General features: G+C 58.8%; 22 protein-coding genes. 16 read left to right on the top strand and 6 right to left on the bottom strand.

Going from position 1 to position 25,200, the window contains the following annotated elements; all coding sequences use genetic code 11:
• Window positions 1–74: 74 nt before the first annotated feature.
• A complete protein-coding gene (locus BHU62_RS25170; RefSeq protein ID WP_171971284.1) occupies window positions 75–236 on the top strand; it encodes a hypothetical protein in 162 nt (53 codons plus the stop codon).
• Window positions 237–366: 130 nt separating this feature from the next.
• Window positions 367–846, top strand: a complete 480-nt coding sequence (locus BHU62_RS02275; RefSeq protein WP_073528955.1) for a GNAT family N-acetyltransferase — start codon at window positions 367–369, stop codon at window positions 844–846.
• A gap of 13 nt (window positions 847–859) precedes the next feature.
• Here BHU62_RS02275 and BHU62_RS02270 read toward each other — a convergent pair whose 3' ends face one another.
• Window positions 860–1,753, bottom strand: a complete 894-nt coding sequence (locus BHU62_RS02270) for a LysR family transcriptional regulator (RefSeq protein ID WP_073528954.1) — start codon at window positions 1,751–1,753, stop codon at window positions 860–862.
• 84 nt (window positions 1,754–1,837) lie between these two features.
• On the opposite strand from BHU62_RS02270, the gene BHU62_RS02265 reads away from it, so the two are divergent.
• Window positions 1,838–2,614 carry an NAD(P)H-dependent oxidoreductase gene (locus BHU62_RS02265; RefSeq protein ID WP_073528953.1) on the top strand — a complete coding sequence of 259 codons (777 nt, stop codon included), beginning with the start codon at window positions 1,838–1,840 and terminating at the stop codon, window positions 2,612–2,614.
• Between the two features lie 35 nt (window positions 2,615–2,649).
• Here the strand turns inward: BHU62_RS02265 and BHU62_RS02260 are convergent, their stop codons facing one another.
• On the bottom strand, window positions 2,650–3,204 hold the full coding sequence (locus BHU62_RS02260; RefSeq protein WP_073528952.1) for an NAD(P)H-dependent oxidoreductase: 555 nt from the start codon (window positions 3,202–3,204) through the stop codon (window positions 2,650–2,652).
• A 104-nt stretch (window positions 3,205–3,308) separates the two neighbouring features.
• On the opposite strand from BHU62_RS02260, the gene BHU62_RS02255 reads away from it, so the two are divergent.
• Window positions 3,309–3,674, top strand: coding sequence for a winged helix-turn-helix transcriptional regulator (locus BHU62_RS02255; protein WP_073528951.1), 366 nt, complete (start codon window positions 3,309–3,311; stop codon window positions 3,672–3,674).
• A 31-nt stretch (window positions 3,675–3,705) separates the two neighbouring features.
• A complete protein-coding gene (locus BHU62_RS02250) occupies window positions 3,706–4,110 on the top strand; it encodes a GFA family protein (RefSeq protein ID WP_073528950.1) in 405 nt (134 codons plus the stop codon).
• A gap of 10 nt (window positions 4,111–4,120) precedes the next feature.
• Here BHU62_RS02250 and BHU62_RS02245 read toward each other — a convergent pair whose 3' ends face one another.
• Together BHU62_RS02245 and BHU62_RS02240 are read right to left on the bottom strand one after the other, a co-directional pair.
• Window positions 4,121–4,744: a transcriptional regulator gene (locus BHU62_RS02245; protein ID WP_073528949.1), complete on the bottom strand. Its 624-nt coding sequence runs from the start codon at window positions 4,742–4,744 to the stop codon at window positions 4,121–4,123.
• Window positions 4,745–4,855: 111 nt separating this feature from the next.
• Complete coding sequence (locus tag BHU62_RS02240) at window positions 4,856–6,313, bottom strand: amino acid permease (protein WP_073528948.1); 1,458 nt, start codon at window positions 6,311–6,313, stop codon at window positions 4,856–4,858.
• Between the two features lie 617 nt (window positions 6,314–6,930).
• On the opposite strand from BHU62_RS02240, the gene BHU62_RS02235 reads away from it, so the two are divergent.
• On the top strand, window positions 6,931–8,205 hold the full coding sequence (locus tag BHU62_RS02235; RefSeq protein ID WP_038871583.1) for a Glu/Leu/Phe/Val family dehydrogenase: 1,275 nt from the start codon (window positions 6,931–6,933) through the stop codon (window positions 8,203–8,205).
• A 68-nt stretch (window positions 8,206–8,273) separates the two neighbouring features.
• On the opposite strand, the gene BHU62_RS02230 is transcribed toward BHU62_RS02235, so the two are convergent.
• Window positions 8,274–9,263 (bottom strand): ankyrin repeat domain-containing protein, encoded by a 990-nt coding sequence (locus tag BHU62_RS02230; protein ID WP_073528947.1) that lies wholly within the window; start codon window positions 9,261–9,263, stop codon window positions 8,274–8,276.
• 335 nt (window positions 9,264–9,598) lie between these two features.
• Between BHU62_RS02230 and BHU62_RS02225 the strand changes: the two genes are divergently transcribed.
• The 7 genes from BHU62_RS02225 to BHU62_RS02195 all read left to right on the top strand — a co-directional run bounded on the left by BHU62_RS02225 (window position 9,599) and on the right by BHU62_RS02195 (window position 19,495).
• Window positions 9,599–10,168, top strand: a complete 570-nt coding sequence (locus BHU62_RS02225; RefSeq protein ID WP_073528946.1) for a DJ-1/PfpI family protein — start codon at window positions 9,599–9,601, stop codon at window positions 10,166–10,168.
• Between the two features lie 161 nt (window positions 10,169–10,329).
• Window positions 10,330–11,490, top strand: coding sequence for an efflux RND transporter periplasmic adaptor subunit (locus tag BHU62_RS02220; protein WP_321970032.1), 1,161 nt, complete (start codon window positions 10,330–10,332; stop codon window positions 11,488–11,490).
• Window positions 11,487–14,636, top strand: coding sequence for an efflux RND transporter permease subunit (locus BHU62_RS02215; RefSeq protein ID WP_073528945.1), 3,150 nt, complete (start codon window positions 11,487–11,489; stop codon window positions 14,634–14,636). Before BHU62_RS02220 ends, BHU62_RS02215 begins: the two co-directional genes overlap by 4 nt.
• Complete coding sequence (locus tag BHU62_RS02210; RefSeq protein WP_073528944.1) at window positions 14,636–16,114, top strand: efflux transporter outer membrane subunit; 1,479 nt, start codon at window positions 14,636–14,638, stop codon at window positions 16,112–16,114. Before BHU62_RS02215 ends, BHU62_RS02210 begins: the two co-directional genes overlap by 1 nt.
• A 60-nt stretch (window positions 16,115–16,174) precedes the next feature.
• Entirely contained in the window at window positions 16,175–18,730 is a 2,556-nt protein-coding gene (locus BHU62_RS02205; protein WP_073528943.1) for a heavy metal translocating P-type ATPase, read from the top strand.
• A gap of 12 nt (window positions 18,731–18,742) precedes the next feature.
• On the top strand, window positions 18,743–19,189 hold the full coding sequence (gene cueR, locus BHU62_RS02200; RefSeq protein ID WP_073528942.1) for a Cu(I)-responsive transcriptional regulator: 447 nt from the start codon (window positions 18,743–18,745) through the stop codon (window positions 19,187–19,189).
• Window positions 19,190–19,282: 93 nt separating this feature from the next.
• The gene (locus BHU62_RS02195) at window positions 19,283–19,495 is read left to right on the top strand and encodes a heavy-metal-associated domain-containing protein (protein WP_073528941.1); all 213 of its coding nucleotides are present in this window, start codon (window positions 19,283–19,285) and stop codon (window positions 19,493–19,495) included.
• 2 nt (window positions 19,496–19,497) lie between these two features.
• Here the strand turns inward: BHU62_RS02195 and BHU62_RS02190 are convergent, their stop codons facing one another.
• Window positions 19,498–19,851: a DUF1493 family protein gene (locus tag BHU62_RS02190; protein WP_073528940.1), complete on the bottom strand. Its 354-nt coding sequence runs from the start codon at window positions 19,849–19,851 to the stop codon at window positions 19,498–19,500.
• 872 nt (window positions 19,852–20,723) lie between these two features.
• Between BHU62_RS02190 and kdpA the strand changes: the two genes are divergently transcribed.
• The 3 genes from kdpA to kdpC are packed head-to-tail and all read left to right on the top strand — an operon-like array spanning window position 20,724 to window position 25,196.
• Window positions 20,724–22,451, top strand: coding sequence for a potassium-transporting ATPase subunit KdpA (kdpA, locus tag BHU62_RS02185; protein ID WP_073528939.1), 1,728 nt, complete (start codon window positions 20,724–20,726; stop codon window positions 22,449–22,451).
• A gap of 36 nt (window positions 22,452–22,487) precedes the next feature.
• On the top strand, window positions 22,488–24,551 hold the full coding sequence (gene kdpB / locus BHU62_RS02180; protein WP_201788363.1) for a potassium-transporting ATPase subunit KdpB: 2,064 nt from the start codon (window positions 22,488–22,490) through the stop codon (window positions 24,549–24,551).
• Window positions 24,552–24,563: 12 nt separating this feature from the next.
• A complete protein-coding gene (kdpC, locus tag BHU62_RS02175) occupies window positions 24,564–25,196 on the top strand; it encodes a potassium-transporting ATPase subunit KdpC (RefSeq protein WP_073528937.1) in 633 nt (210 codons plus the stop codon).
• Window positions 25,197–25,200 lie beyond the last annotated feature (4 nt).

Here is a 25,200-nt window from a genome sequence, read left to right as displayed (position 1 = left end):
AGTTTTAAGTTTTTCCCATTCGGTTGAGCGGCGATTAGTATCACTCTCAATGTAATCAAGGATCCGGAGGGAATATGCAAAAGCTCACTCGTTTTCTGGCCCTGCTCGGCGAGCTGATGATCGAAAAAGCCGAAGACACCGCACCGCAGGCTACCCAAGCTGACGATCGCGACGACGCGCTGCCTCCGCGCCTCGAACGTGGGGTTCCGCTAGCCGACCGCTTCCTGTTCATGTAATTCCCCTCACTGTTTTTTTGTCCGGCACGTTCCGATATTTCATTATCGGACGACTGCGTCTATCTTCTTTCGATGGTTTCACCGGATTCATCACGCCTGAAACGGGCACTGTCGAGGAGATGGGAACGCAATGAAGATCAGAACGGTAACCCCGCAAGATGCTGAAGCGCTGACGCAGTTATTGAATGAAGTGATCGCCGCCGGCGGCACCACGGCGATTGAAACGCCGTTGACCCCTACCGAATTCGCCGAGTGGTTCATCAGCGGCGAGCAGGCGCTGAGTTGCCAGGTTGCGGAACAGGATGGATTGTTGCTTGGTTTTCAGTCGCTGAGCGCCGATGAGACGCTGCCGTCGGATACCGCAGACATCGCCACCTTTTCCCGTTTGTCGCCCAAGGTTCGGGGCATAGGCAGCGCGCTGTTCCCGGCAACGTTGGCGGCGGCAAAAGCGCACGGTTTCCGGCACATCAACGCCACCATTCGGGCGGATAACGTGGGCGGCCTCGCCTATTACCAAAAAATGGGTTTTCGCGATTACGACCGTTTGCCGCAGGTGCCGCTCAACGATGGCACGCCGGTCGACAGAATTAAAAAGCGCTTCTCCGTTTAATTCGACACCCCGCTCACACCGAGCGCACGATATGTTCACGCAGCCACTGGTGAGCGGGATCCCGATGCGATCGTTCGTGCCACAGCATGGTCATTTCAAAGCCAGGCACCGCCAGCGGCGGTTCGATCTGTTGCAATAACGGCTGGTTACGCACCAGCCGTGCCGGCAACATCGCCACCAGGTCGGATTGCGTCAATACCGAGATCACGAACAGAAAATGCGGCACGGAGAGCACCACGCGCCGTGCCAACCCCACTTCCGCCAGCGCCCGATCGGTCATGCCGAAGAACCCGCCGCCGTCCGGCGAGACCATTACCTGCTCCAATTCGCAAAATTGCGCCGGCGTCAGCTTTTCATGCAATTTAGGGTGGCCGATTCGCCCCGCCAGCACGTAGCGTTCGCTAAACAACGTGCGCTGCCGCAGACCGGGCGGTGCGCCTTCACGGGTATGAAACGCCAGGTCTATCTCCCCTTGTTCCGCCAGCTTGGCGAGGCGCGCCGGTACGATTTCCAACACCGCCAGCCGGGTGCCGGGCGCGGCCGTGCGCAAACCGTTGAGCGCCGGCAGCACGATGGTGGATTCGCCGTAATCGAAGGCGGCGACGCGCCAGGTATCGCCCGCCACCGCGGGATCGAACGGCGTGGCCGGCGTCACCGCCAACTCGAGCGCCGCCAACGCCTGGCGCAGCGGTTCCCGCAGCTGTTCCGCTCTGGCGGTCGGCCGCATGCCGCGCGGGCCGGGCAACAGCAGCGGATCGCCAAAGATCGTCCGCAGTTTGGCAAGATGCACGCTGACCGCCGGTTGGGAGAAGTTGAGCCGCTGTGCCGCGCGCGTCACGTTATGCTCCGCCAGCAGCGCGTCGAGCGTCACCAACAGGTTGAGATCCAGTCGCCTTAAATTATTCATGGTTATACCTGGGATAATGGCAATTCATTTCTAATATACCTAGTAACAGCCTAACCTGCAGCTCTCACACCAAGGAGAGCTGTTATGAATGTGCTGATTGTTTACGCCCACCCGGAGCCGTTGTCGTTGACCGGCTCGCTGAAAAACTTCGCCGTTGAACGTTTGACGCAGGCCGGCCATCGGGTACAGGTGTCCGACCTGTACGCCATGAAGTGGAAAGCGGCGCTCGATGCCGACGACAGCCTGGAAGGCCCATTAGGCCCCCGTTTCGATCCCTCGCAGGATTCCCAACGTGCGTTCGCCAACGGCGCGCAGAGCGCTGATATCGAACGGGAACAGCAGAAGCTGCGCTGGGCGGACGCGGTGCTGCTGCAGTTTCCGCTGTGGTGGTTCTCGATGCCGGCGATCCTCAAAGGCTGGGTGGAGCGTGTGTATGCCTGTGGCTTCGGTTACGGCGTGGGGGAACATTCCGATACGCACTGGGGCGACCGTTACGGAGAAGGTTCGCTGGCGGGCAAACGGGCAATGCTGATCGTCACCGCCGGCGGCTGGGAATCTCATTACGCCCCGCGCGGCATCAACGGGCCGATCGACGATATTCTGTTCCCGATCCAGCACGGTATGCTGCACTATCCGGGGTTCGAGGTGTTGCCGCCGTTCGTCACCTACCGTGCCGGCAAAACCGATGAGGTGCGTTTCGCCGCCCTGTGCGAGCAGCTTGGGCAACGGCTGGATAATCTGTGGAACGCCGAGCCGATCCGCTTCCGGCGGCAGAACGCCGGCGACTACCTGATCCCGCAACTGACGCTGAAAGCGCATCTGGCACCGGGGCAAGGTGGTTTCGGCGTCCATATCGAGTGACCCGACGCGCACGCCCTTGCGCGCCGGAAGCGCCATTAATTCAGGGCGGCGATAAACGCTCGGTAGTCTTGCGCGCTGCGCTCCAACTCGTGGGGTTGCAGCGCTGCCACCGTCCCGTCCGAAGCGGCTTCCTTGCCGTAAAAGGCGAAGAATGGCGCATAGTTGGCCCGCACGTAATCGGCGGTCACTTCAAACGGCCGGAAAATTTCTTCCAGCGAGTAACGATAGCGCCCTTCACGCGCATAATCCTCGGCGCGTATCCCCGCCGTGACCGCCAGCGCCAGCGTTTTGTTTTGCATCTTGTAGCCGCTGCGGGAACCGTAGGCCCAGCCATAAGTCAGCACGTCGTCCAGCCATTTTTTCAACAGCGGCGGGCTGCTGAACCAGAATATCGGGAACTGCAGCACGATGTTGTCATGGGCTTCAATCAGCCGCTGCTCTTCGGCGACGTCAATCTGCCAGTCGGGATAGGCCTGGTGCAGTTCGTGCACGGTATACCGTTCCGGGTAGCGCCGCAGCTCCTCCAGCCAACGCTTATTGACCACCGAGTTCGCCATGTCGGGATGGGTCACCACCACCAGCGTTTTCATATCGATTTCTCCTGTCAGGTGTTTACCGGCGCATCATAGGGTATGCTTTAAAAATGTAAAATACGCACACTTACGACACATACTTACCCTGGAGAAAGTATCCAATGACCGCCGAATCCCGCTGCAGCCCAACGGGCATCAGCCTCGAAGACACCGGCTATGGCTATACGCTGTCGGTGATCAACGGCAAATATAAAATGATCATTCTGTACTGGCTGGCGCTGTATAAACCGGTGCTGCGGTTCAACGAGCTGCAGCGCTGTATCGGCACTATCTCGTACAAGACGCTGAGTTCAACGCTGAAGGAGCTGGAAAAAGATCGGTTGGTGGTGAGAAAGGAATACCCGCAGATCCCGCCCAAGGTGGAGTACAGCCTGTCCGAGCGCGGCCGCTCGCTGATCCCGGTGATCGACATGATGTGCCACTGGGGGGAACAGCATCGTTTGCCGGCCAACGTCTCTCTGGATTGAAGGCCATCGCTAACAGCAAGAGGGTTGAAAAATGTATGACGGAAGCTGTTTGTGCCAAAAAGTGAAGTATACGCTGCTGTCTGAACCGGGTGACTTTGGCTATTGCCACTGTATCAGTTGCCGCAAGGCCAGTGGTTCCGCACACGGGGCGAATGCCCCTGTCAACCGGCAACACTTCGTGTTGACCGCCGGCAAGGAGGTGCTGCGCGAGTTCGAATCCTCACCGGGGATGTTTCGGGCTTTCTGCAGCCATTGCGGTTCCCCGATTTACGCCTGGCGCACAGAGCATCCTGAAGTGTTGGGTATCCGATTGGGAACGTTGGATACGCCGCTGCATAAAACCGCCAGGGAACATCGATTCGTGGCGGAAAAAGCATCATGGGAATCGATCGAGGATCGCCTGCCGCAATATTCGCAAGCAAGTACGGCTAAGTGAGCGTGCGGCGTTACTCCCCTTGTTTCAGTTCTCGCAGGTGTTTGTACACCGTGGCGCGCCCCATCGACAGTACATTGGCGATGTAGTCCGCCGCGCTTTTGGCCTTGAACGCCCCCTGGTGATAGAGATCGCTGACCAGCCGCCGTTTCTGTTCGCGGCTCAACGCGCCGAGCGCGGCGTTCTCCCGCCGCAGCCAGTCGTGCAGAAAGGTGTTGATCTTCTCCTGCCAGTCGTCTTTGAACAGCTGTTGCGGCTGTGGCTGCAGCCGCGTGACCGACAGGAACATGTCCAGCGCGTTGCGGGCGTCCTCGAACATCGCGGTGCTCAGGTTGATGCACAGCAGGTAGCTGGGGTTGCCTTGCTCGTCGCGCGCGGCGATGCTCACCGAACGCATCTTTTTGCCGTCCCAGTTCAGCTTCTCATAAGGGCCGGTCACGCCGGCGCCATCATCGAGATCGAAATCCTCCAGCCCGGCGTCGTCGCCCGGTTTGCGCTTCGACAGGTTGTTCGCCAGATAGGCGACCTTGTTGGTGGCCAGATCGTGGATCACCACTTCCGCATTCGGGAAAAACAGGGCCGCGATGCCATCGGCGACCGAGCGTAAAAGTTCGAGTTGAGAAGAAGAGTTCGGCACGCTGGGGTGTCTCCGTATAGCCCGGTTTGGTTTGCTGTTCAGCCGCTTAGCATACCGCAGTTGCCGCCGCTTGCCGAGTGGACGGGCGGCAAGCGGCGCATCCTTCACCGGTTATTCCGCCTCGGCGCCGCGCTGATAAAACACGTAGCTTTCGCGCGCCAGGCTGTCGCGAACCCGATAACGCCAGATCAGACCGAGCGCGGTAAACCACAGCGGCATGCTGCACAACGCGATCAGCGTATCGCGATCGAACACCATCAGCACCAACGTAAAGGCGAAGAACGCCAGCGTCAGCCAGGCCATCAGTACCCCGCCCGGCATTTTGAAGTTGGAACCGGCGTGCAGATCCGGCCGCTTTTGGCGATACACCAGGTAGGCAACCAAAATCATGCCCCAGCTGTAAACCACCAGGATCGCCGCCACGGTGGAGACGATGGTGAACAGCGTCATCACGTTCGGCACCAGCACCAGCAGCAAGGTGCCAGCCACCATGCAGAAGCAGGAAAACAGCAGGCTGCGGATCGGGATGGCGGTGCTGCGCGACAGAATGCGGAACTGGCCGTGCGCGTGCTTTTCCATCGACAGGCTGTAAAGCATGCGGGTACTGGAGTAGACCCCGCTGTTGGCCGAGGACATCGCCGAGGTCAGCACCACGAAGTTGATCACCGCAGCCGCGGCCGGCAGCCCCGCCTGATCGAACAGCATCACGAACGGGCTGCTGTCCGGTGAGATATGGCTCCACGAGGTGACGGCGATGATGGTCAGCATCGAGCACACGTAGAAGACGATGATGCGCGCGGGGATCACGTTGATCGCCTTTGGCAGCACCTTCTCCGGGTTTTTGGTCTCCGCCGACATCGTGCCCAGCAGCTCGATGCCGGTGCAGGAGAAAATAGCGATCTGGAAACCGGCGAAGAAGCCGAAGATACCGTGCGGCATGAAAATGGCGGGATCGGTGACGTTATGCAGCGATGCGGTCACGCCGTCCGGCGAGGTCCAGCCACTGAACACCATCCAGGCACCGGTGGCGATCAGCGCGACGATCGCCACCACTTTGATCATGGCGAACCAGAATTCGGCTTCGCCGAACATCTTGACCGACAGCATGTTGAACAGACACAGGAACCCCAGCGTCAGCAGCGCCGGCAGCCAGGGCGAGACGTTCGGCAACCAATACTGCACGTAACCGCCGCACACCACCACGTCGGCGATGCAGGTCACCACCCAGCTCAGCCAGTAGGACCAGCCGAGAAAAAAGCTGGCGCGCGGCCCCAGGTATTCGGAGACGAAGTCGGCGAACGAACGGTAGTCAAGCCGGGTGAGCAGCAGCTCCCCCATCGCCCGCATCACCATGAACATGAAAAAGCCGACGATGGCGTAAGTCAGCACGATGGAGGTGCCCGACAGCGCGATGGTCTTCCCGGAGCCCATAAACAGCCCGGTGCCGATGGCGCCGCCGATCGAAATCAGTTGAATATGGCGCGCGCTCAGCCCGCGCTGCAGGGTTTGGGCACAGTTCGGCCCCTCGGCTGAACCTGGGTTCAGCCGATCGCAGTGATTTTTTGTCATGGTGTTACCTGTCCGTCATTAAGGCGATTAAGCAACCGATGTGCGGTTGCAGCAGGAGTGAAACGCCCGCAGGCGCTCTAACCGGCAAAAAAATTCAGACCAAACGCCGCCCGCCCCGTTGTGACGGGGAGGTAATAATAATGGGTACCAAGAAAAGCTCGCGTGAACAGCCGTATCGTCCACGTTTGGCGTGCAAGCCTGAGCGTGGTGAGTAAACACTACAATATCAAATGGTTAAACTTTCCCTTGTGCAACAAAAAAACGACGCCGGTGCCGTTTTAACATTAATTTAACTCTGGCGAGGGGAAATGCCATTGTCAACATGGCAGTTAAATAAAATGAAACTTTTTGATCACATTCAAGCTTCTGAAAAATAGATAAAAAGGTGTTTTATGCGCTTTATATGCATAAATTGTGCGTGTGTCCGCTCAGGGTCGACAAAAAGTAATTAACTATTCATTTATCGCCCCACAAGTGGCGAAAAAGCGGCCGCTGGCCCGATGAGAGGGGGGGTAACAACCGGCATAATTAATGGTAAATTTAGCGTCGCAAAGTGTTATGCGCTTGCTAATCCACGGTTAAACGAAATAAATACCTCTAATATATAAAGGTTGGTTATGGAAAAGCTATCCTACGCTTCAGACAGCAGCACCACCGCTTGGGCTACATATCTGCAACAAATCGATCGCGTCGCCCCTTACCTCGGCGAGCTGTCACGCTGGGTTGATACGCTGCGTCACCCTAAGCGCGCTTTGATTGTTGATATCCCGCTGCAGATGGACGATGGCACCATCCGCCACTTCGAAGGTTTCCGCGTACAGCACAACCTGTCGCGTGGGCCGGGCAAAGGCGGTATCCGCTTCCACCCTGACGTCGATCTGAACGAAGTGATGGCCCTGTCCGCCTGGATGACCATCAAGTGTGCCGCGGTCAACCTGCCGTACGGCGGCGCCAAGGGCGGCATCCGCGTCGACCCGTTCAAACTGTCTGAAGGTGAACTGGAGCGACTGACCCGCCGCTACACCAGCGAAATCGGCTTCATCATCGGGCCACAGAAAGACATTCCTGCGCCGGACGTCGGCACCAACGCCAAAGTGATGGCCTGGATGATGGACACCTACTCCATGAACCACGGCACCACCATCACCGGCGTGGTCACCGGCAAGCCAATCCACCTCGGCGGCTCCCTGGGCCGTGAGAAAGCCACCGGCCGCGGCGTGTTCGTCACCGGCAGCGAAGTGGCCAAGCGTCTGGGCGTGCAGATCGAAGGTGCCAAGGTTGCGGTACAAGGCTTCGGTAACGTGGGCAGCGAAGCGGCGCGTCTGTTCGTTGGCGTCGGCGCTCGCGTCGTCACCATCCAGGACCACTCCGCCACCCTGTTCAACGCCAACGGCATCGACCTGACCGCGCTGACCGAATACCAGGCCAAGCACAAGCAGATCGCCGGCTTCCCTGGCGCCAGCGAGATCGAGAGCGAAGCATTCTGGTCGGTTGACATGGACATCCTGATCCCAGCGGCGCTGGAAGGCCAAATCACCCGCCAGCGCGCCGAAATCCTCAGCGCCAAGCTGGTGCTGGAAGGCGCTAACGGCCCTACCTTCCCGGATGCGGACGACATTCTGCGTTCCCGTAACATCACCGTGGTCCCGGACGTTATCTGTAACGCCGGCGGCGTAACGGTCAGTTACTTCGAGTGGGTGCAGGACATGGCGAGCTACTTCTGGAGCGAGTCCGAGATCAACGAGCGTATGGACAAGATCATGACCGACGCGATGGTCCACGTCTGGAACAAAGCGGCTGAGAAAGAGTGCAGCCTGCGCACCGCCGCTTACATCGTGGCCTGTGAGCGCATCCTGACCGCACGTAAAGAGCGCGGCATCTACCCAGGCTGATGCTGGCTTATTTGGCCCGCGCGCGGGCCATTTTATCAGGGGGCGAAAGCCCCCTTTTTCGTTTTCACCTATTTTTGAAACAAGGCCACGATTTCTGGCGAATACAGGGTAGGATATTTTTCTGCCGACCCGAGTATATTCTGACGAACCGTTTTACCTTTTACGCTTGGATCTGCTGCCACATACTCTGCCGGGAAAGCCAACGCATCTTTATCAGCACCCGCCGCCAACAACGCCTTGACGCAGTCAGGATTATTGCTGGTCAAGCTTTCCAGCAGCGGTGTGCCAACAGGCCAGGCCTGTTGCTGGGGCGGTTGAGCATCGATAGACGTTCCGGGTTTATGCAACAAGGCGATACGCTGTGCCGCTTGCGGGTCCGGCTTACCGTCCTGGGTATAATCCCGCGTGCAAACAAAGTGCAAAGGCGTTGATCCTACCTTGCTGACGCCATACGGATCTGTGCCGGCGGCTACCAGCAGTTTGATGACCTCCAGATTTGCCGCCCCTTCCCCCATTATTGGTGAAAATCCTTGCGGGGTAACCTGCTTGGCATCCGCACCAAATTGCAGCAACAGTTTCACCAGCGCGGGCGCGGCTCCTTGGCTTTTGGTGGCGGCAATAAGTGGCGTATTCGTCCCCCCCTGTGCAATGACATTGGTATTGGCACCGGCTTTTAGCAAGCTCTGTAGAATGTGAAGATCATCATCGGATAATTCAGACTTGTCGGTATTTCCCAACGCTGACAACAATACTGTTTCTCCATTGTCACTAATGGCTTGATTCACATTCACCGACATATCAAGAAAACGATCGAGCAGCGCCGGCTGTTTGTAATAGGCGGCATACCATACCGTTTGAATCGTGGGGTGAGCGCCATTTTTTATCAGTTCATTAATGGTGTCCATATCGCTGCTACTCTTAGAGTAAGCATACGTCATTACCGACTCATCCAGTTTCTTGGTGAGTTCCTCTTGTTCCCCAGCGTGTGCTGCAACCGAGCTCCCCAACAGGCTCAGCGCCAATGCGCAGGCTGTGGCACAGCGATTTAAAATAGGCATTTTTTTGTTCCTTCAAAAATAATAAAAAACTAAACAAGTGCTTTCTACTATTACGCAATGGTAATAATCACAGAATTCTGGTGTATTTGTACGGAACGTGCTAACCGGTTTCCTTTCCATTTTAGTGAGGAGCCGTTTTTCTATCATAGGAAACAAACGAAAATCAAATCCATTACTGAACAGATCGCTAAGACAATTATTTTTTTATTCACACCAAGAAAGTCAACTCTATTTTTACGCTTATTTATCGTGTATTCCAAAGCACTTCGCGCTTCGCATTCCGCCGGCCGCTGGGCTATACCTTAGGCAACACCCATCCCGCAGGAGTTGTGATCATGAGCAAGAAAAAGATCCTGATGCTGGTCGGCGACTACGCCGAAGATTACGAAACCATGGTGCCGTTTCAGGCGTTGCAGATGATTGGCCACTGGGTGGATGCCGTGTGCCCCGGCAAAGCCATCGGCGATTACATCATGACGGCGATCCACGACTTTGACGGCGCGCAGACCTACAGCGAGAAACCCGGCCATCGCTTCCTCCTGAATGCCGACTTTGCCACCGCGAAAGAAGAGCACTACGACGCGCTGTTGATCCCCGGCGGCCGGGCACCGGAATACCTGCGCCTGAATCCTGAAGTGATCGCGCTGGTACGGGCGTTTGACGCCGCGAACAAACCGATCGCCGCCGTTTGTCACGGCCCGCAGCTCCTGGCGGCGGCCGGGGTGTTGAAAGGCCGCACCTGCAGCGCCTACCCGGCCTGTGCGCCGGAAGTGCGGCTCGGCGGCGGCCACTATGCGGAGATCGGCCTCGATCAGGCGCACGTCGACGGTAATCTGGTCACCGCACCGGCCTGGCCGGCGCACCCGCAATGGCTGGCGAAGTTCACCGAGCTGCTGGAGCAGTAAACGGCGGGGGCTGACGCAGAATAAGGCTCCCTTACTGCAGCCCCTCCCCCTTTTCATAGGCCAAAAATCGCTTGACCTTCCAAACGTTGGAAGTCGGATAACGCAGGATGAGCTGCCTCGACGCAGCCAATTCTACTGTCGACTTCGATAGGAATGGTCACATGATGAAAGCCAAAACGATTACCCTGATTGCAGCGGCGACAAGCGTCGCTTTCGCTGCCGTCGGGTGCAAAGAGAATCCTTCCCCGGCGGCCCCTGTGCCGCCGCCCAACGTTCCGGTAGCCGAGGTGCTGGTTCGCCCAATCACGCCCTTTGTCGAACTCACCGGTTCGCTGACCGCCATCAAGCGCGTTGAACTGCGTCCTCGCGTCGCCGGCTACGTGCAGGAAGTGCATGTGCCGGAAGGACGCGTCATAGAAAAAGGCTACCCGCTTTTTCTCATTGATCCGCGGCCATTCCAGGCCGCGCTCAACGCAGCCACGGCGCGCTTGCAAGAGGCGGAAGCCGCCTCAACCCTCGCCCAGGCCGACTATACGCGCGCCAAAACGCTGTTTATCCAAAACGTCATCGCCCGCGATCGCTTGGATGCGGCCACCGCCGCGATGAATGCGAGCAAAGCGCAGGTCAATGTGGCGAAGGCGGCGCGAGAGGCGGCGAAGTTGGACATGGACTTTACCCGCGTTACCGCACCGATTACCGGGCGCGTCGGCCAGACGCTCATCACCGAAGGCAACTACGTCGCCAGCGGCGTCACGCCACTCACCACTATTGTCTCGATCGACCCGCTCCACGTTTATTTCGATGTCGATGAACGCACCTATTTGCAATCGCTCGCCGCGTGGCGCGACAAGACGGTGACGCATGACATCAGGGTGACGGTGGCGTTGCTCGCCGACAAGACCTATTCCCGACGCGGCCGCGTTGACTTCCTCGCCAATGTCGCCGACCGCGCGACGGGAACGGTGAGACTGCGCGCGGCGATCGCTAATCCGGATGGACGACTGTCACCGGGGCTGTTCGCCAAGGTCAAGCTGGAAACCGGCGCGCCGCAAGCCAAGATCCTGATCTCCGATCAATCGATCGGCACCGATCAAAGCCGCCGCTACGTACTGGTCGTAGACAAAAACGATAAGACCGAATACCGCCCCGTCGAACTTGGCCCACTCGTTGAGGGCATGCGCGTAATAGAGCAAGGCCTGCAGCCGGGAGAACGTATCGTGGTGAAAGGGCTGGTGCGTCCCGGCATGCCAATCACGCCGCACCCCACCGCGATTGACGGCACCCCTATCGCGCCGCTGCACGTTTCGGGAGACGCGACATGAACTTCCCTCGCGTTTTCATCAAACGCCCGATCTTCGCCATCGTCCTTTCCATCTTGACGCTGATCGCCGGCATCGTGGCGCTGTTCCGATTGCCGCTCAGCGAGTATCCCGCGGTCACGCCGCCCACCGTACAAGTAACCACCTCTTATCCCGGCGCCAATCCGCAAGTGATTGCGGAAACGGTGGCGGCCCCGCTTGAACAAGCGATCACCGGCGTCGAAGGCATGCTGTATCTGTCATCGCAGGCGGCGACCGACGGCCGAATGACCTTGAGCATCACCTTTGCACAAGGGACGAATGCCGATATGGCGCAAATCCAGGTGCAAAACCGGGTCGCGCGCGTGCTACCACGCCTGCCTGAAGAAGTGCAGCATCAGGGGGTGGTGACGCAGAAAACATCACCGGATATCCTGATGGTGGTGCATCTCCTGTCTCCCGACAAACGCTATGACCCGCTTTATATCTCGAATTACGCCTACCTTCAGGTCCGTGACGAACTGTCCCGCATTCCGGGAGTCAGCGACGTTCAGGTCTGGGGGGCCGGCGAATACAGTATGCGTCTCTGGCTGGATCCGGACCTGATCGCCGCACGCGGGCTGACTGCCGGCGACGTGGTTACCGCAGTGCGCGAGCAAAACGTTCAGGTCGCGGCCGGTTCCGTCGGCCAGGCGCCCGATGCCAACGCCGCATTCCTGGTTACGGTAAACACCCTCGGGCGGCTGACCGACGAGAAGCAGTTTGGCGATATCATCATTCGCACCGGCGACGACGGTCAGGTGACCCGTTTGCGCGATGTCGCCCGCATCGAAATGGGCGCTGATGCTTACACACTGCGCAGCCTGCTCGACGGTGAGCCGGCCGTCGCATTGCAAATCATTCAGAGTCCCGGCGCCAACGCGCTTGACGTCGCACAAGCGGTCAGAACGACCGTCAAGCGCCTTGAAGGCAACTTCCCGGCCGGGCTCAGTTCCCGGATCGCCTATGATCCCACGGTCTTCGTGCGCGCGTCGCTCGAGTCGGTGGCGACGACCCTGTTGGAAGCTATCCTGCTGGTCGTCCTTGTGGTCGTGCTGTTCCTGCGCAGTTGGCGAGCCTCGCTGATCCCATTGATGGCAGTGCCGGTTTCACTGGTCGGGACCTTCGCCATCATGTATTTGCTGGGGTTCTCGCTCAATACGCTGTCCTTGTTCGGCCTGGTGTTGTCGATCGGCATCGTCGTCGATGATGCGATCGTGGTCGTGGAAAACGTGGAACGGCACCTCGAAAATGGCGAGAAACCGCAGCGAGCCGCGCAGCTGGCCATGGGCGAAGTCACCGGTCCGATCATCGCCATCACCTCGGTGCTTGCCGCCGTTTTCATTCCAACCGCTTTCTTGAGCGGCCTGCAGGGCGAATTTTATCGGCAGTTCGCCCTGACCATTGCTATTTCGACCCTCTTGTCGGCGCTCAATTCGCTCACGCTCAGTCCGGCGTTGGCCGGGCTGTTGCTCCGCCCGCACCCGGCCGGTGAACGCCTTCCCCGGCCGTGGCACACGATCGTTCGTCCCTTCCAACGCGTTCCGGACGCGTATAGCAATGCCGTGCGCAAGATCGTGCGCATCAGCGGCGTGGCGTTGCTGATTTACGGCGGGCTCCTCGTCCTGACCTTCTTTGGTTTCAAGGCCGTACCGCCGGGGTTCGTGCCTATGCAGGACAAGTACTACCTCGTCGGTATCGCCCAGTTGCCCAACTCAGCCTCGCTGGATCGCACCGATACGGTGGTGAAAAAGATGTCGCAGATCGCATTGGCGGAGCCCGGCGTTGAAAGCGTCGTGGCTTTCACGGGGCTTTCCATCAACGGTTTCGTCAACGTGCCCAATGCCGCCGTGATGTTCGTCATGCTCGATCCGTTTAAGGATCGCACAACGCCAGAACTCGCCGCGACGGCGATAGCCGGACGGCTGCAGGCAAAATTCGCCGACATCCCCGATGGCTTCCTCGGCGTCTTTCCGCCGCCGCCGGTGCCCGGTCTCGGCGCCACCGGCGGATTCAAGATGCAGGTAGAAGATCGCAGCGGCGCCGGGCTTGAAGCCTTGGTTCAGCACACCCAAATCCTGATGACGAAAGCCGCCGAGTCAGGACAGGTAGCCGGCCTGATGACCAGCCTGGACATCAATGCGCCGCAATTCGACGTCTCTATCGATCGCACTCAGGCCCAGAGCCAAGGGGTGCGTCTGGCAGAGGTGTTCGAGTCGCTGCAGATCTACCTCGGTTCACTCTACATCAATGATTTCAATCGGTTTGGCCGCACCTACAAGGTGACCGCCCAGGCCGATGCCGATCATCGCATGCAGGCTGAGGCCATCGGTCGGCTACAGGTGCGCAATGCCGCCGGAAACATGTTGCCGCTGTCTTCCTTTGTCACCGTGACGCCGAGCGCCGGCCCGGATCGCATCATCCGTTACAACGGCTATCCCTCGGCCGATATCACGGGCGGCGCGGCGGCGGGCGTCAGTTCCGGGCAGGTGGTTGCACTCATGGAGCGTTTGGCCAAAGAGACGCTGCCAGAAGGCATGGCCGTAGAATGGACAGACCTCACCTACCAGCAAAAACTCGCAGGGGATACGGCGTTGTTCATTTTCCCACTGTGCGTACTGCTCGCCTACCTGATCCTCGCCACGCAATACAACAGCTGGCTGCTGCCTTTGGCGGTGCTGCTCATCGTGCCCATGTGTTTGCTGAGCGCCATCCTGGGCGTCTGGCTGGTGGGCGGCGACAACAACGTCTTCGTCCAGATAGGCCTCATTGTGCTGGTCGGTTTGGCCGCCAAGAACGCCATTCTGATCGTGGAGTTCGCCCGCAGTCTGGAAGAGGAAGGCGCAAGCGCGCTCGATGCGGTCATCAAAGCCTGCCGGCTGCGGTTAAGGCCCATCGTAATGACATCGCTTGCTTTTATCGCCGGCGTCGTTCCGCTGATCTTCGCCAGCGGCGCGGGCGCGGAAATGCGTCAGGCCATGGGGGTTGCGGTTTTTGCCGGCATGCTGGGCGTGACCCTATTCGGCCTGTTCCTGACGCCGGTCTTTTATGTGGTGGTCCGCGGCCTGGCAACCTGGTTCGAGCACTATCGCTCACAAGCCAAACAACGCAGTAGCCAGGAGCGCACTTGATGAAACGCCTTTATAAAGCCTTTTTATTCCCGCTGAGCGCGCTCGCCCTGCTAAGCGGATGTGCGTCCGTCGGACCCGATTACTCGCCGCCCGCCGCGCGGCTTCCCGCCGACTTCGGGCAACCGCCCCAGGGGATAGGCACGGGAGACATCGAGGTTGAGTGGTGGCGCATCTTTGACGATCCGGCGCTCACCGCCTTGATTCAGCGCGCGTTGGCGGCCAACCATGACATTGGCATCGCCGTCGCCCGGCTTGACGAAGCGAAGGCCATGCTGCGTGAACAGCGGCAGGATGCCCTGCCGCACGGCGGCGCGGCACTGAGTTATGAGACTCGTCGCCTGGGCGAAATTGAAAGATCGCCCGGGCAACCGCGTCATGCGGAAATCTACCGCGGGGCTGTTGAAACCGCATGGGAAATCGACCTTTTTGGCCGTGTGCGGCGTTCGGTTGAGGCCGCTCAGGCGCAGGCGGGGAGCCGCGAGGCACTGCTGCGCGCCATTCAGGCGGGCGTCGCCGCAGAAGTGGCCGCCGCCTGGTTCGAACTACGCGGCATCGAGGCCGAGCTCAATGTGGTCGCCGACATCAGCCGGAGCCAGCGCCAGAGCCTGGCGTTGGTCGACAGGCAACTGCGCGCCGGCGCCGCCAGCGAATTCGATCGATTGCGCGCCGAGGCGCTATTGCGCGGCACCGAGGTGACGGCGCCGGAACTGGAACGCCGCCGCGCGGCCACCGCCAACGCGCTGGCCTCGCTGCTTGGCGAAATGCCCCAGACATTTCGTCTTCCGGCCGCCCCCGCCGAGAATCGGACACCGGCGCTGCGGACCGTCACCGTGGGCACCCCCGGCGCCCTGCTTTCACGGCGCGCCGACATTGCGGCGGCTGAACGGGATCTGGCGGCGGCTACCGCCCTGATTGGGGTGGAGACAGCGGCGCTTTACCCGCAAATCGAGGCTCGGGGGGCGATCGGGCTGGTCGCCGGCAACCTCGATGCGATGAGCGATGCCGGCGTGCTCTCCGGCTTCATCAGCCCGGTGATTCGCTGGTCTTTTCTCGATATCGGCCGTGTACGCGCCAGGATCGCCGCCAGCGAGGCGCGCACGCGACAGGCGCTGTTGATTTACGACCAGACGGTGCTGCGTGCGCTGCGTGAAACGGATGATGCTTTCAAAGCCTATGCCGGGGCGGCCAGCACGCTAGATCTGCGGCTGCTCGAAGCGGCGGCGAATCGTGAGGCGGCGCGGCTCTCACAGGTGCGATTCGCCGCAGGTGAAGGCGTTTATCTGGAGGTGCTCGAGGCCGAACGGGCCGATTTTGCCAGCCGACGCGCAGTGGCAATAGCTCGCGCTAATCAGCAACTTGCCGTGGTGAGCATCTACAAGGCGCTCGGCGGCGGCTGGGAAGCGTGCACGACGGCGCTCAAAGACTGCCGTGGCGCACGCGGTTCAACGCCGGCGATAAAGATCCTCAATGAACCTTGACCTTCCCCCGATGGGAAGCTCTAGCCTTCTTATACCAGCCACTCTTTAAGGGCCTATGACATGAATTCACTTAACGTCAACGTATCCCCACCCTCGGCCGTGCGTCTCAGCCTGCCGGTTGAAGGCATGACCTGCGCATCGTGCGTTGGCCGCGTCGAACGCGCGCTGAACGCAGTGCCTGGGGTGCAGGCGGCCACGGTTAATCTGGCAACCGAACGCGCCGACGTCACTTTCAGCCGCGATGCCGATCCGCAAGCGGCCGTCCGCGCCATCGCAGATGCCGGCTATGCCGTGCGGGAGGAAAGCGCCGAGTTTGCGATCGAAAATATGACCTGCGCTTCCTGTGTCGGCCGGGTGGAGAAAGCGCTGGCGCAAGTCAGCGGCGTGCTTGAAGCCACGGTTAATCTGGCGACAGAACGCGCCCGCGTACGTTACCTTGCCGGCGCGGTGTCCACAGAAGATCTTGAGGCCGCCGTCACGCGCGCAGGCTACACGCCTCGCCGCCTGTCAGCGGATATCGCCAACGCGGCCGAGCGGGATGCCGAACGTCGCGAGAACGAGGCGCGGGCATTACGACGCGCGTTGCTCGCCGCCACCCTCCTTACCTTGCCGGTATTTCTGCTGGAAATGGGTTCGCACCTCATCCCCGCCGTGCATGATTGGGTTATGCATACGTTGGGCGAGCAAACGAGTTGGCACATACAGTTCGCACTCACCACCCTTGTGCTGCTCGGCCCGGGGCTGCGCTTTTTCCGCAAAGGCATTCCGGCGCTCCTGCGCGGCGCCCCTGACATGAACTCACTGGTTTCGGTCGGCACGGCGGCGGCTTACGGCTATTCGCTGGTCGCCACCTTCGCTCCTGCGGTGTTGCCGCAGGGGACCGCCAACGTCTATTTCGAGGCCGCCGCCGTGATAGTCACACTGATCCTGCTTGGGCGCATGCTGGAAGCGCGCGCCAAGGGGCGAACCTCGCAGGCAATCAAACGGCTCGTGAACCTTCAACCCAAGACCGCGCGCGTCGAACGCGGCGGTGAAACCGTTGAAATCCCCCTCGCCCAGGTGGTCGCCGGCGATGTGGTATTCGTTCGGCCAGGTGAGAAAATCGCCGTGGATGGCGACGTCGTTGCAGGCGCATCTTATGTCGATGAAAGCATGATCACCGGCGAACCGCTGCCGGTTTCGAAAAACGTAGGGGCTGAAGTGGTCGGCGGAACGATCAACAAAAACGGCGCGTTCAGTTTCCGGGCGACAAAAGTCGGTGCGAATACCGTGCTGGCGCAAATCATTCGTCTGGTGGAAGAGGCGCAAGGTTCCAAACTGCCGATCCAGGCGCTGGTCGATAAAGTCACCATGTGGTTTGTTCCGGCCGTGATGGCGGCGGCCGTGCTGACCTTCCTGGTCTGGTTATTATTCGGGCCGACCCCCGCATTGACTTTCGCATTGGTAAATGCGGTGGCGGTGCTGATTATCGCCTGCCCTTGCGCCATGGGGCTGGCTACGCCGACCTCGATCATGGTCGGCACCGGGCGTGCCGCCGAGCTGGGCGTATTGTTCCGCAAAGGAGAGGCTTTGCAAGCGCTGCGCGATGTGAGCGTTATCGCCCTCGATAAAACCGGCACGCTGACCAAAGGCCGCCCGGAGTTGACCGATCTCGTTCCCGCAGACGGTTTCGCATACGATGACGTGCTGGCTTTGGTCGCAGCAGTCGAAACGCGCTCCGAGCATCCTATCGCCGAAGCGCTCGTGACGGCGGCAAAACAGCGAAATCTCACGCTTGCCGCTATCGACAGCTTTACCGCCACGCCAGGCTTCGGCGTTTCGGCTACGATCGGCGGCCGGACGGTGTCCGTTGGCGCAGATCGCTTCATGACCCGGCTCGGCCTTGATGCGACAAGTTTCCAATCCGTCGCCGAACGCCTCGGCGCGCAGGGCAAAAGCCCACTTTATGCCGCCGTTGACGGCCGTCTGGCGGCGGTGATCGCCGTCGCCGATCCGATCAAGGAGACAACGCCGGAGGCGATCCAGGCACTGCACGCGCTTGGGCTCAAGGTCGCGATGATCACCGGCGACAATGCGGCGACGGCAGCGGCGATCGCCCGGCAACTGGGCATTGATGACGTCGCCGCTGAGGTTCTCCCCGACGGCAAGGTGGCGGCGCTGAAGTCGTTCCGCAGCCAGGGCGCCCACGTCGCCTTTGTCGGAGATGGCATCAACGATGCACCGGCGCTGGCGGAAGCGGACGTCGGACTGGCCATCGGCACGGGTACCGATGTGGCGATAGAGGCCGCTGACGTGGTGTTGATGTCGGGCGATTTGCGCGGCGTGCCGAATGCCATCGCGCTCAGCCAGGCGACGATACGCAACATCAAGCAAAACCTGTTTTGGGCCTTCGCTTATAACGCCGTCCTGATCCCGGTCGCAGCAGGTGCGCTTTATCCGCTGAATGGCACGTTGCTTTCACCCATTTTCGCCGCGGCCGCGATGGCGCTTTCCAGCATCTTCGTGCTCGGCAACGCGCTGCGGCTCAAACGTTTTCCAGCGCCGATGGCCGTGGCGTCTCCCCCTGAAACGACGGGGGTGGCAGCCCGTTCCACCGGGGCATCGGCATCATTATAAGAGGAGAGCAGGATGAACATCGGACAAGCCGCCAGATTATCCGGCGTTTCGGCGAAAATGATTCGCTATTACGAACAAATCGGCCTGATCCCGCGAGCGGCGCGCTCCGATGCAGGTTATCGCCATTACGGCTCGCCGGACGTGCATAGCCTGCGTTTTATTCGGCGCTCACGCGACCTGGGTTTTTCTGTTGAGCAAATATCGGCATTGCTGACCCTGTGGCACGACCGTGAACGCGCAAGCGCCGATGTTAAGGCGGTGGCGCTCTCACACATTGCAGGTCTGAAGGCGAAGATCGCTGAACTACAGACGATGGCGCAAACCCTGGAACACCTTGCGGGCCATTGCCACGGCAATACGCGCCCCGACTGCCCTATCCTGGCAGATCTGGCCGAGCCGACGGCGGCGGCTATGCCGCGCCGCTCGCCTCGGTTTGGCCTGATGCGCGAGCTGAAGTGACGACGGCCGCATGAATCGCAATGAAAAAAGTTGACCTTGCCACGCTGGCAAACTTTATCGTTATCAAGCACCTTAATCGACCAGGAGAGTGAAATGATTCGTTTTTATATTCCAGCCATGACCTGCGGCGGCTGCGCCGGCTCCGTCACCCGGACGCTGCTGAACGTTGACCCGCAGGCACACATTCAAACCGATCCGGCCAAACGGGAAGTACGAATCGAGAGCGCACTGCACGGCGAGGCGTTCCTCACCGCGCTTGGCGAAGCCGGCTACCCGCCGGCCGAGCCAGACGGCTCGGCGCGTTAAACCTATCGCAGCTGCTCGATCAGAAAGTGGATGTCATACAGCCAGCGTTTGGCGCGCGCCGAGCGCACCAGCATATACACGCACAGCGGCCGGGTGTGCACTGTGCAAGCGGAAGGAGAGAACCAGCGCCCGGTGCTGCTCGGCGGCTGAAAATAGAGTTCGTGGTTATAGTTGCCGCTGTCGACGCCGAAGGTATCGAAGTAGCGGCGCATCAGCGTATTGGAGTCGCTGAACGACAGGTTGAGCGCGGTATTGATCTCGGTTTCCGGGGTGATGGCCACGCCCTTCTTCAGCCGCCCTGGCGCGTTGAATGCGGCGATAAGCGCGATGACCTGTTGCTGAATGTCTTCTGCCATGACGACCTCGAGCCGGTATGAATGAAAGATGAATACGGTTCTCTGTCTGACTCTGCTCTCCGCGGCGAGTTCGGGCCCGCGGCCGGGTTTTCCCTTTCTTTACACTTCCCATAAAAAAACCGCGCGCAGCCAAACACCTGGCACGCGCGGTTGCCGTTAACGGCTGAGCAGTGCCTTATAGCCCCCCTGCGTCTTTACCCTCCCAAGCGGCCAGCGACAACCCGAGTACCACGATCTTTATCCTCTGCATTGCCATATGTTCCTGTTGAGAATAATGCCTCTCAATATCTCGAATACCGGTATCCCTTTCTGAAAGCAGCTGCGTAACAGCTTGTCGCGTAGGAAAAAACACGACCGCGATGTTACGAACGGGAAACGTCGAGAGTCATCAAAAATGTTTTTGTATATCAACATGAACCCGATTTTTACATTATTTTTATTCTGTACTTGAGAAAATTTACACCCCGTTTCCACATCGCACTTTATGCTTATTACATTCGACAGCACTCACGCCGCCAGCAATAACGGCGAAAGGAGTTTTTTATGTGGCTGACAGGGTTAATGCCGATACTCATTATCGCGGCCTATGTCTTTTTCATCTTGATGATTAATTTCGCAGAAAAGCTTATTAACACGTCTGTCGAAAAAAAAGATGAATAATGGTGACAATGACATAGCCTTATTGCAAGCACATGCAAATTGTCAACAACGCATTCATACCTCGCCCTTTTTTGGAGCATTTTTATGGCTATTTCATTGTTATTGATCGTGCTTTTTCTCGTGGTGTTTTATCTGCTTTATGCCGTGGTTCATCCTGATAAATTCTGAGTCAACGGGCATAACACGCTGTATCGTCGTAGAGGAGTCATGAAATGTTGCATTTATGGCTGCAAATCGGTCTGGTCCTGCTGGCGACATTTCTGCTGAGCATAGTCGCTGGACGGTACCTCTTTTATGTCGTCAGCGATCGTAAAAACATTTCGGATGTTTTCTTCGATCCCATTGACAATGCGCTTTATTTTTTGATTGGTGAAAAGGCTTGCCGTCAGCCGATGAACTGGAAAAGTTATACGCTAAACATGTTGTTAACCAATTTATTCATGGCGTTATTGATTTATTTCATTCTGATATTCCAGGCGCACCTTCCCCTTAATCCAACAAAGCTCAGCGGAATGGAGCCACTGCAAGCGTTTAATACCGCGATCAGTTTTATTACCAACACCAATTGGCAAAGCTATGCTGGAGAAAATACCCTGTCTAACTTCAGCCAAATGGCGGCCATCACCTTTCCCATGTTCACATCGGCAGCAACCGGTTTTGTCGTCGCTGTCGCCTTCATCCGCGCCTTTTTAACGCCGCGGCAAAACGGCGATTTGGGTAATTTCTATCGTGACATGACGCGCTTTATCACTCGGGTCTTGTTGCCAGTAGCCATCATGGCGGCTCTGTTTCTGGTATGGCAAGGCGTCCCGCAAACGCTGAGCGCCGGCATCGACACGTCCCCCCTGCAAGGGGGACATCAGACACTGTTCCTCGGGCCGGTCGCCGCGCAAGAATCGATTGAAAACTTTGGCACCAACGGCGGCGGGTTCTTCAACGTCAATGCGGCGCACCCTTACCAAAACCCGAACCCGCTGACCAACATCGTGCTGTTATTGCTGATGGCGAGTTTACCTGCGGCGTTGGTCGTCATGTTCGGTTGTATGATTAACAACCGCCGACAAGGCTGGATAATCTATGGCGTGATGGCCGCCATGTTGCTGGTTTTTTTAGCCCTTGTCGTGTTACCAGAACAGGCGGGCACCCCATTGCTGCAACATGTCGGCCTCGCGCTGCACGGCGGCGCCGGTCAGCCTGGCGGCAATATGGAAGGGAAAGAAGTCCGCTTCGGCATCGCGCTCAGCGGACTGTATGCGGCGTACACGACGGCTTTTACCACGGGCAGCGTGAATGCCATGCATGATAGTTTCACCCCGTTGGGCAGCCTGCCTACGCTGATGCAAATGATGCTGCAATGCGTATTCGGCGGGAAAGGCGTCGGTTTCCTCGGTTTTTTAATCTACGGTTTTATCGGCATCTTTGTCGCCGGCCTGATGGTGGGCCGCACGCCGGAATTTCTGGGCAAGAAAATAGAAAAGCGCGAGATCATCCTGGTCTCGCTGGCGCTGCTGATCCACCCTATCGTGATACTCATTCCATCGTCCCTGTCCATGATTTTGCCCTATGGCGTTTCAGCCTTGAATAACGCCGGCATGCATGGCTACACCGAAGTGCTGTACGCCTTCACCTCTGCGGCGGCGAACAATGGCTCAGCCTTCGCCGGGCTCAATGCCAATACGCCTTGGTATAACCTGTCGATCGCCCTGGTCATCCTGTTGGGGCGCTATCCGCCGATCATTTTTTTGATGGCGGTCGCCGGTTCTTTGGCCGCCAAACCGACACTGGCCCCGAGCGTCGGCACGCTGCGTACCGATACGCTGCTATTTGGCGTCTGGTGGTTGACGATGATTTTAACCGTGGGGGCGCTGACCTTCTTGCCGGCGCTGCTGTTGGGCCCTGTCGCAGAACATTTTGCAATGATCCATAACGCCTTGTTTTAGACGTTAACCGATAGCTCGGGAGTCACGTAAATGAACATGAAAGAGGTCCTGCCGATACCGTCAAGCGCGCCTAAAGCCGGCGGCTATAGCGCGGCGCTGTTCTATCGCGCCTGGGTAGACTCGCTGAAAAAATTCGATCCGCGGTTGCAAATTCGCAATCCGGTGATGTTCGTGGTTTGGATCGGCACCTGGATAACCGCGGCGCTGACGGTAGACCCTTCGCTTTTCGGCCCGTCTCACGGCGGCGTCGTTTATAACGGCACGGTAACGCTGATCCTGCTCGTCACCCTCTGGTTCGCCAATTTTGCCGAAGCCCTGGCCGAAGGTCGGGGCAAAGCCAAGGCGTCATCGTTGCGTCATACCACGGTCGAGCTTGGCGCCCGCCGGCTCTTGGCAAACGGCACCTTTGAGAACGTCTCAGCGCTCGAATTGCAGCTGGGCGACCGAATTCAGGTGGAAAAAGAGGAGCTGATCCCTATTGATGGCGAAGTGGTTTCCGGCGCCGCTTACGTCGACGAATCAATGATCACCGGTGAGTCGGCGCCGGTGATCAAAGAACCCGGCTCCGATGTCGCCTCCACGGTCACAGGAGGAACCCGGGTGCTGTCGAACGCCTTGGTGATCAAAGTTACGGTGTTGCCCGGCAACACCTTTCTCGACCGCATGATACATCTGGTTGAAGGCGCCCGACGCCAGAAAACGCCCAATGAAATTGCGCTGACGGTGCTGTTGTCGGTACTCACGCTGATCTTTGTCATCGTCGTCGCCGCCATCGCTCCCGTGGCCGTTTATCTGCACGCGCAGATTAACGTCGCCGACCTGGTGGCGCTGACCGTCGCGCTGATCCCGACAACGATAGGCGCCCTGCTGTCTACCATCGGTATTGCCGGCATCGACAGAACAATGCGTTTTAATATGTTGGCAACGTCAGGAAAAGCGGTTGAGGCCGCCGGAGATGTCAATACGCTGATACTGGACAAAACCGGCACCATCACCATCGGCAATCGCCAAGCCACCGCCTGTGTGGCCGTTGAAAAGCACGAACAACGGCAACTGCTGCAGGCAGCCTACCTGGCCTCTCTGTTTGACTCCACGCCGGAAGGGCAATCGACCGTCGCCTTTGCACTGCAGGGCGGCGCGCATCCTGAGCCGCAGCAGGAAGACGCCGCAGGCACAGACTTCTCGGCACAAACTCGCATGAGCGGAACCGACATGCCCGACGGCCGTGTGATACGTAAAGGCGCCGTCGATGCGGTCATCAAATACGTGCAAAGCACCTACAATACGGCGCCGCCACCTGACCTCCACAGGCTGGCCGAAAGTATCGCCCTGCGTGGGGCAACGCCGCTGGCAGTCGCGGTAAATGGCGAAATATTGGGGATTATCGCCTTATCGGACGTGCTCAAACCCGGCATTCGCCAACGCGCCATACAATTACGGGCGATGGGCATTCGCACCGTCATGGTCACCGGGGACAACCCGACCACCGCCAGCGTGATCGCCGCCGAGGCGGGATTGGATAATTATATCGCCGAAGCCAAGCCCGAAGACAAACTCACCCTGATCCGTCATGAGCAGGCTCTGGGGCACCTGGTGGCGATGAGCGGAGACGGCACCAATGACGCGCCGGCCTTGGCGCAAGCGGACGTCGGCGTCGCGATGTATACCGGCACCATGCCCGCCAAAGAAGCTTCAAACGTCATCGATCTGGATTCCGATCCCACCAAATTGCTCGAACTGGTGGCTATCGGCAAACAGATGCTGATTACGCGCGGCGCGCTGACGACCTTCTCCATTGCCAATGACGTCGCTAAATATTTTGCCATTTTACCGGCTCTGTTTATCACGGCATTGCCGGGACTGGCTTCGCTCAACATCATGCACTTGGCGACGCCGCAAAGCGCCATTCTCTCTGCGCTGATTTTTAACGCGCTGATCATCCCTGCGCTGATCCCACTGGCGCTGCGCGGCGTGCGTTTCATACCAAAAAACGCTGAGGCGATGTTTTATCGCAACCTATTAATCTATGGCGGCGGCGGGCTGATCGCTCCCTTTATCGGCATCAAACTTATCGATTTCTGCTTGTCTCTTGCGATGTAAGAGGGCCTGAACATGTTGAGAATAATCGGTAGCGCTTTGCGCATTACTACGGTGACCTGGTTACTGTGCGGTATCGCTTATCCCCTGGTGATAAACGGTTTAGCTCAAACCCTATTCCCCGTACAGGCTAATGGCAGCATGATTTTCGCTGCCGGCGGACATCCGCTGGGTTCACGTCTGATCGGACAAAACTGGCAAGGAGATCAATGGTTTCATGGTCGTCCTTCCGCGACGACCGACGCTGACCCTAACGATGCGTCCAAGACGGTAGCGGCACCTTATAACGCCGGTAACTCCAGCGGATCTAACCTGGGCCCCGCCAGCGCCGCTCTGCGCACCCGTATGTTGACCGACCGCGCGGCGCTGGAAACGGCCCAGCCCAACCTGCGAGGAAAATTATTGCCGGCGGATATGCTGACGACGTCGGCATCCGGATTGGATCCCGACATCAGCCCGGATAATGCACGGTTGCAAGCCACGAGAGTAGCGCAAGCGCACGCGATCCCGGAGCAAGAGATCGAATCGCTTATCAACGCACATATTCAACCACCCGCTTGGGGGATATTTGGCGAACCCCGCGTCAACGTGCTTGAACTGAATATGGCGCTGCAAGCAGCGCTTGGCTCGCAGACGCGCACGCGGTGAATGC

It is taken from the genome of Serratia marcescens (assembly GCF_001902635.1).
GTDB classification, from domain to species: domain Bacteria; phylum Pseudomonadota; class Gammaproteobacteria; order Enterobacterales; family Enterobacteriaceae; genus Serratia; species Serratia marcescens_F.
This window is presented reverse-complemented; position numbering and strand designations above follow the sequence as displayed.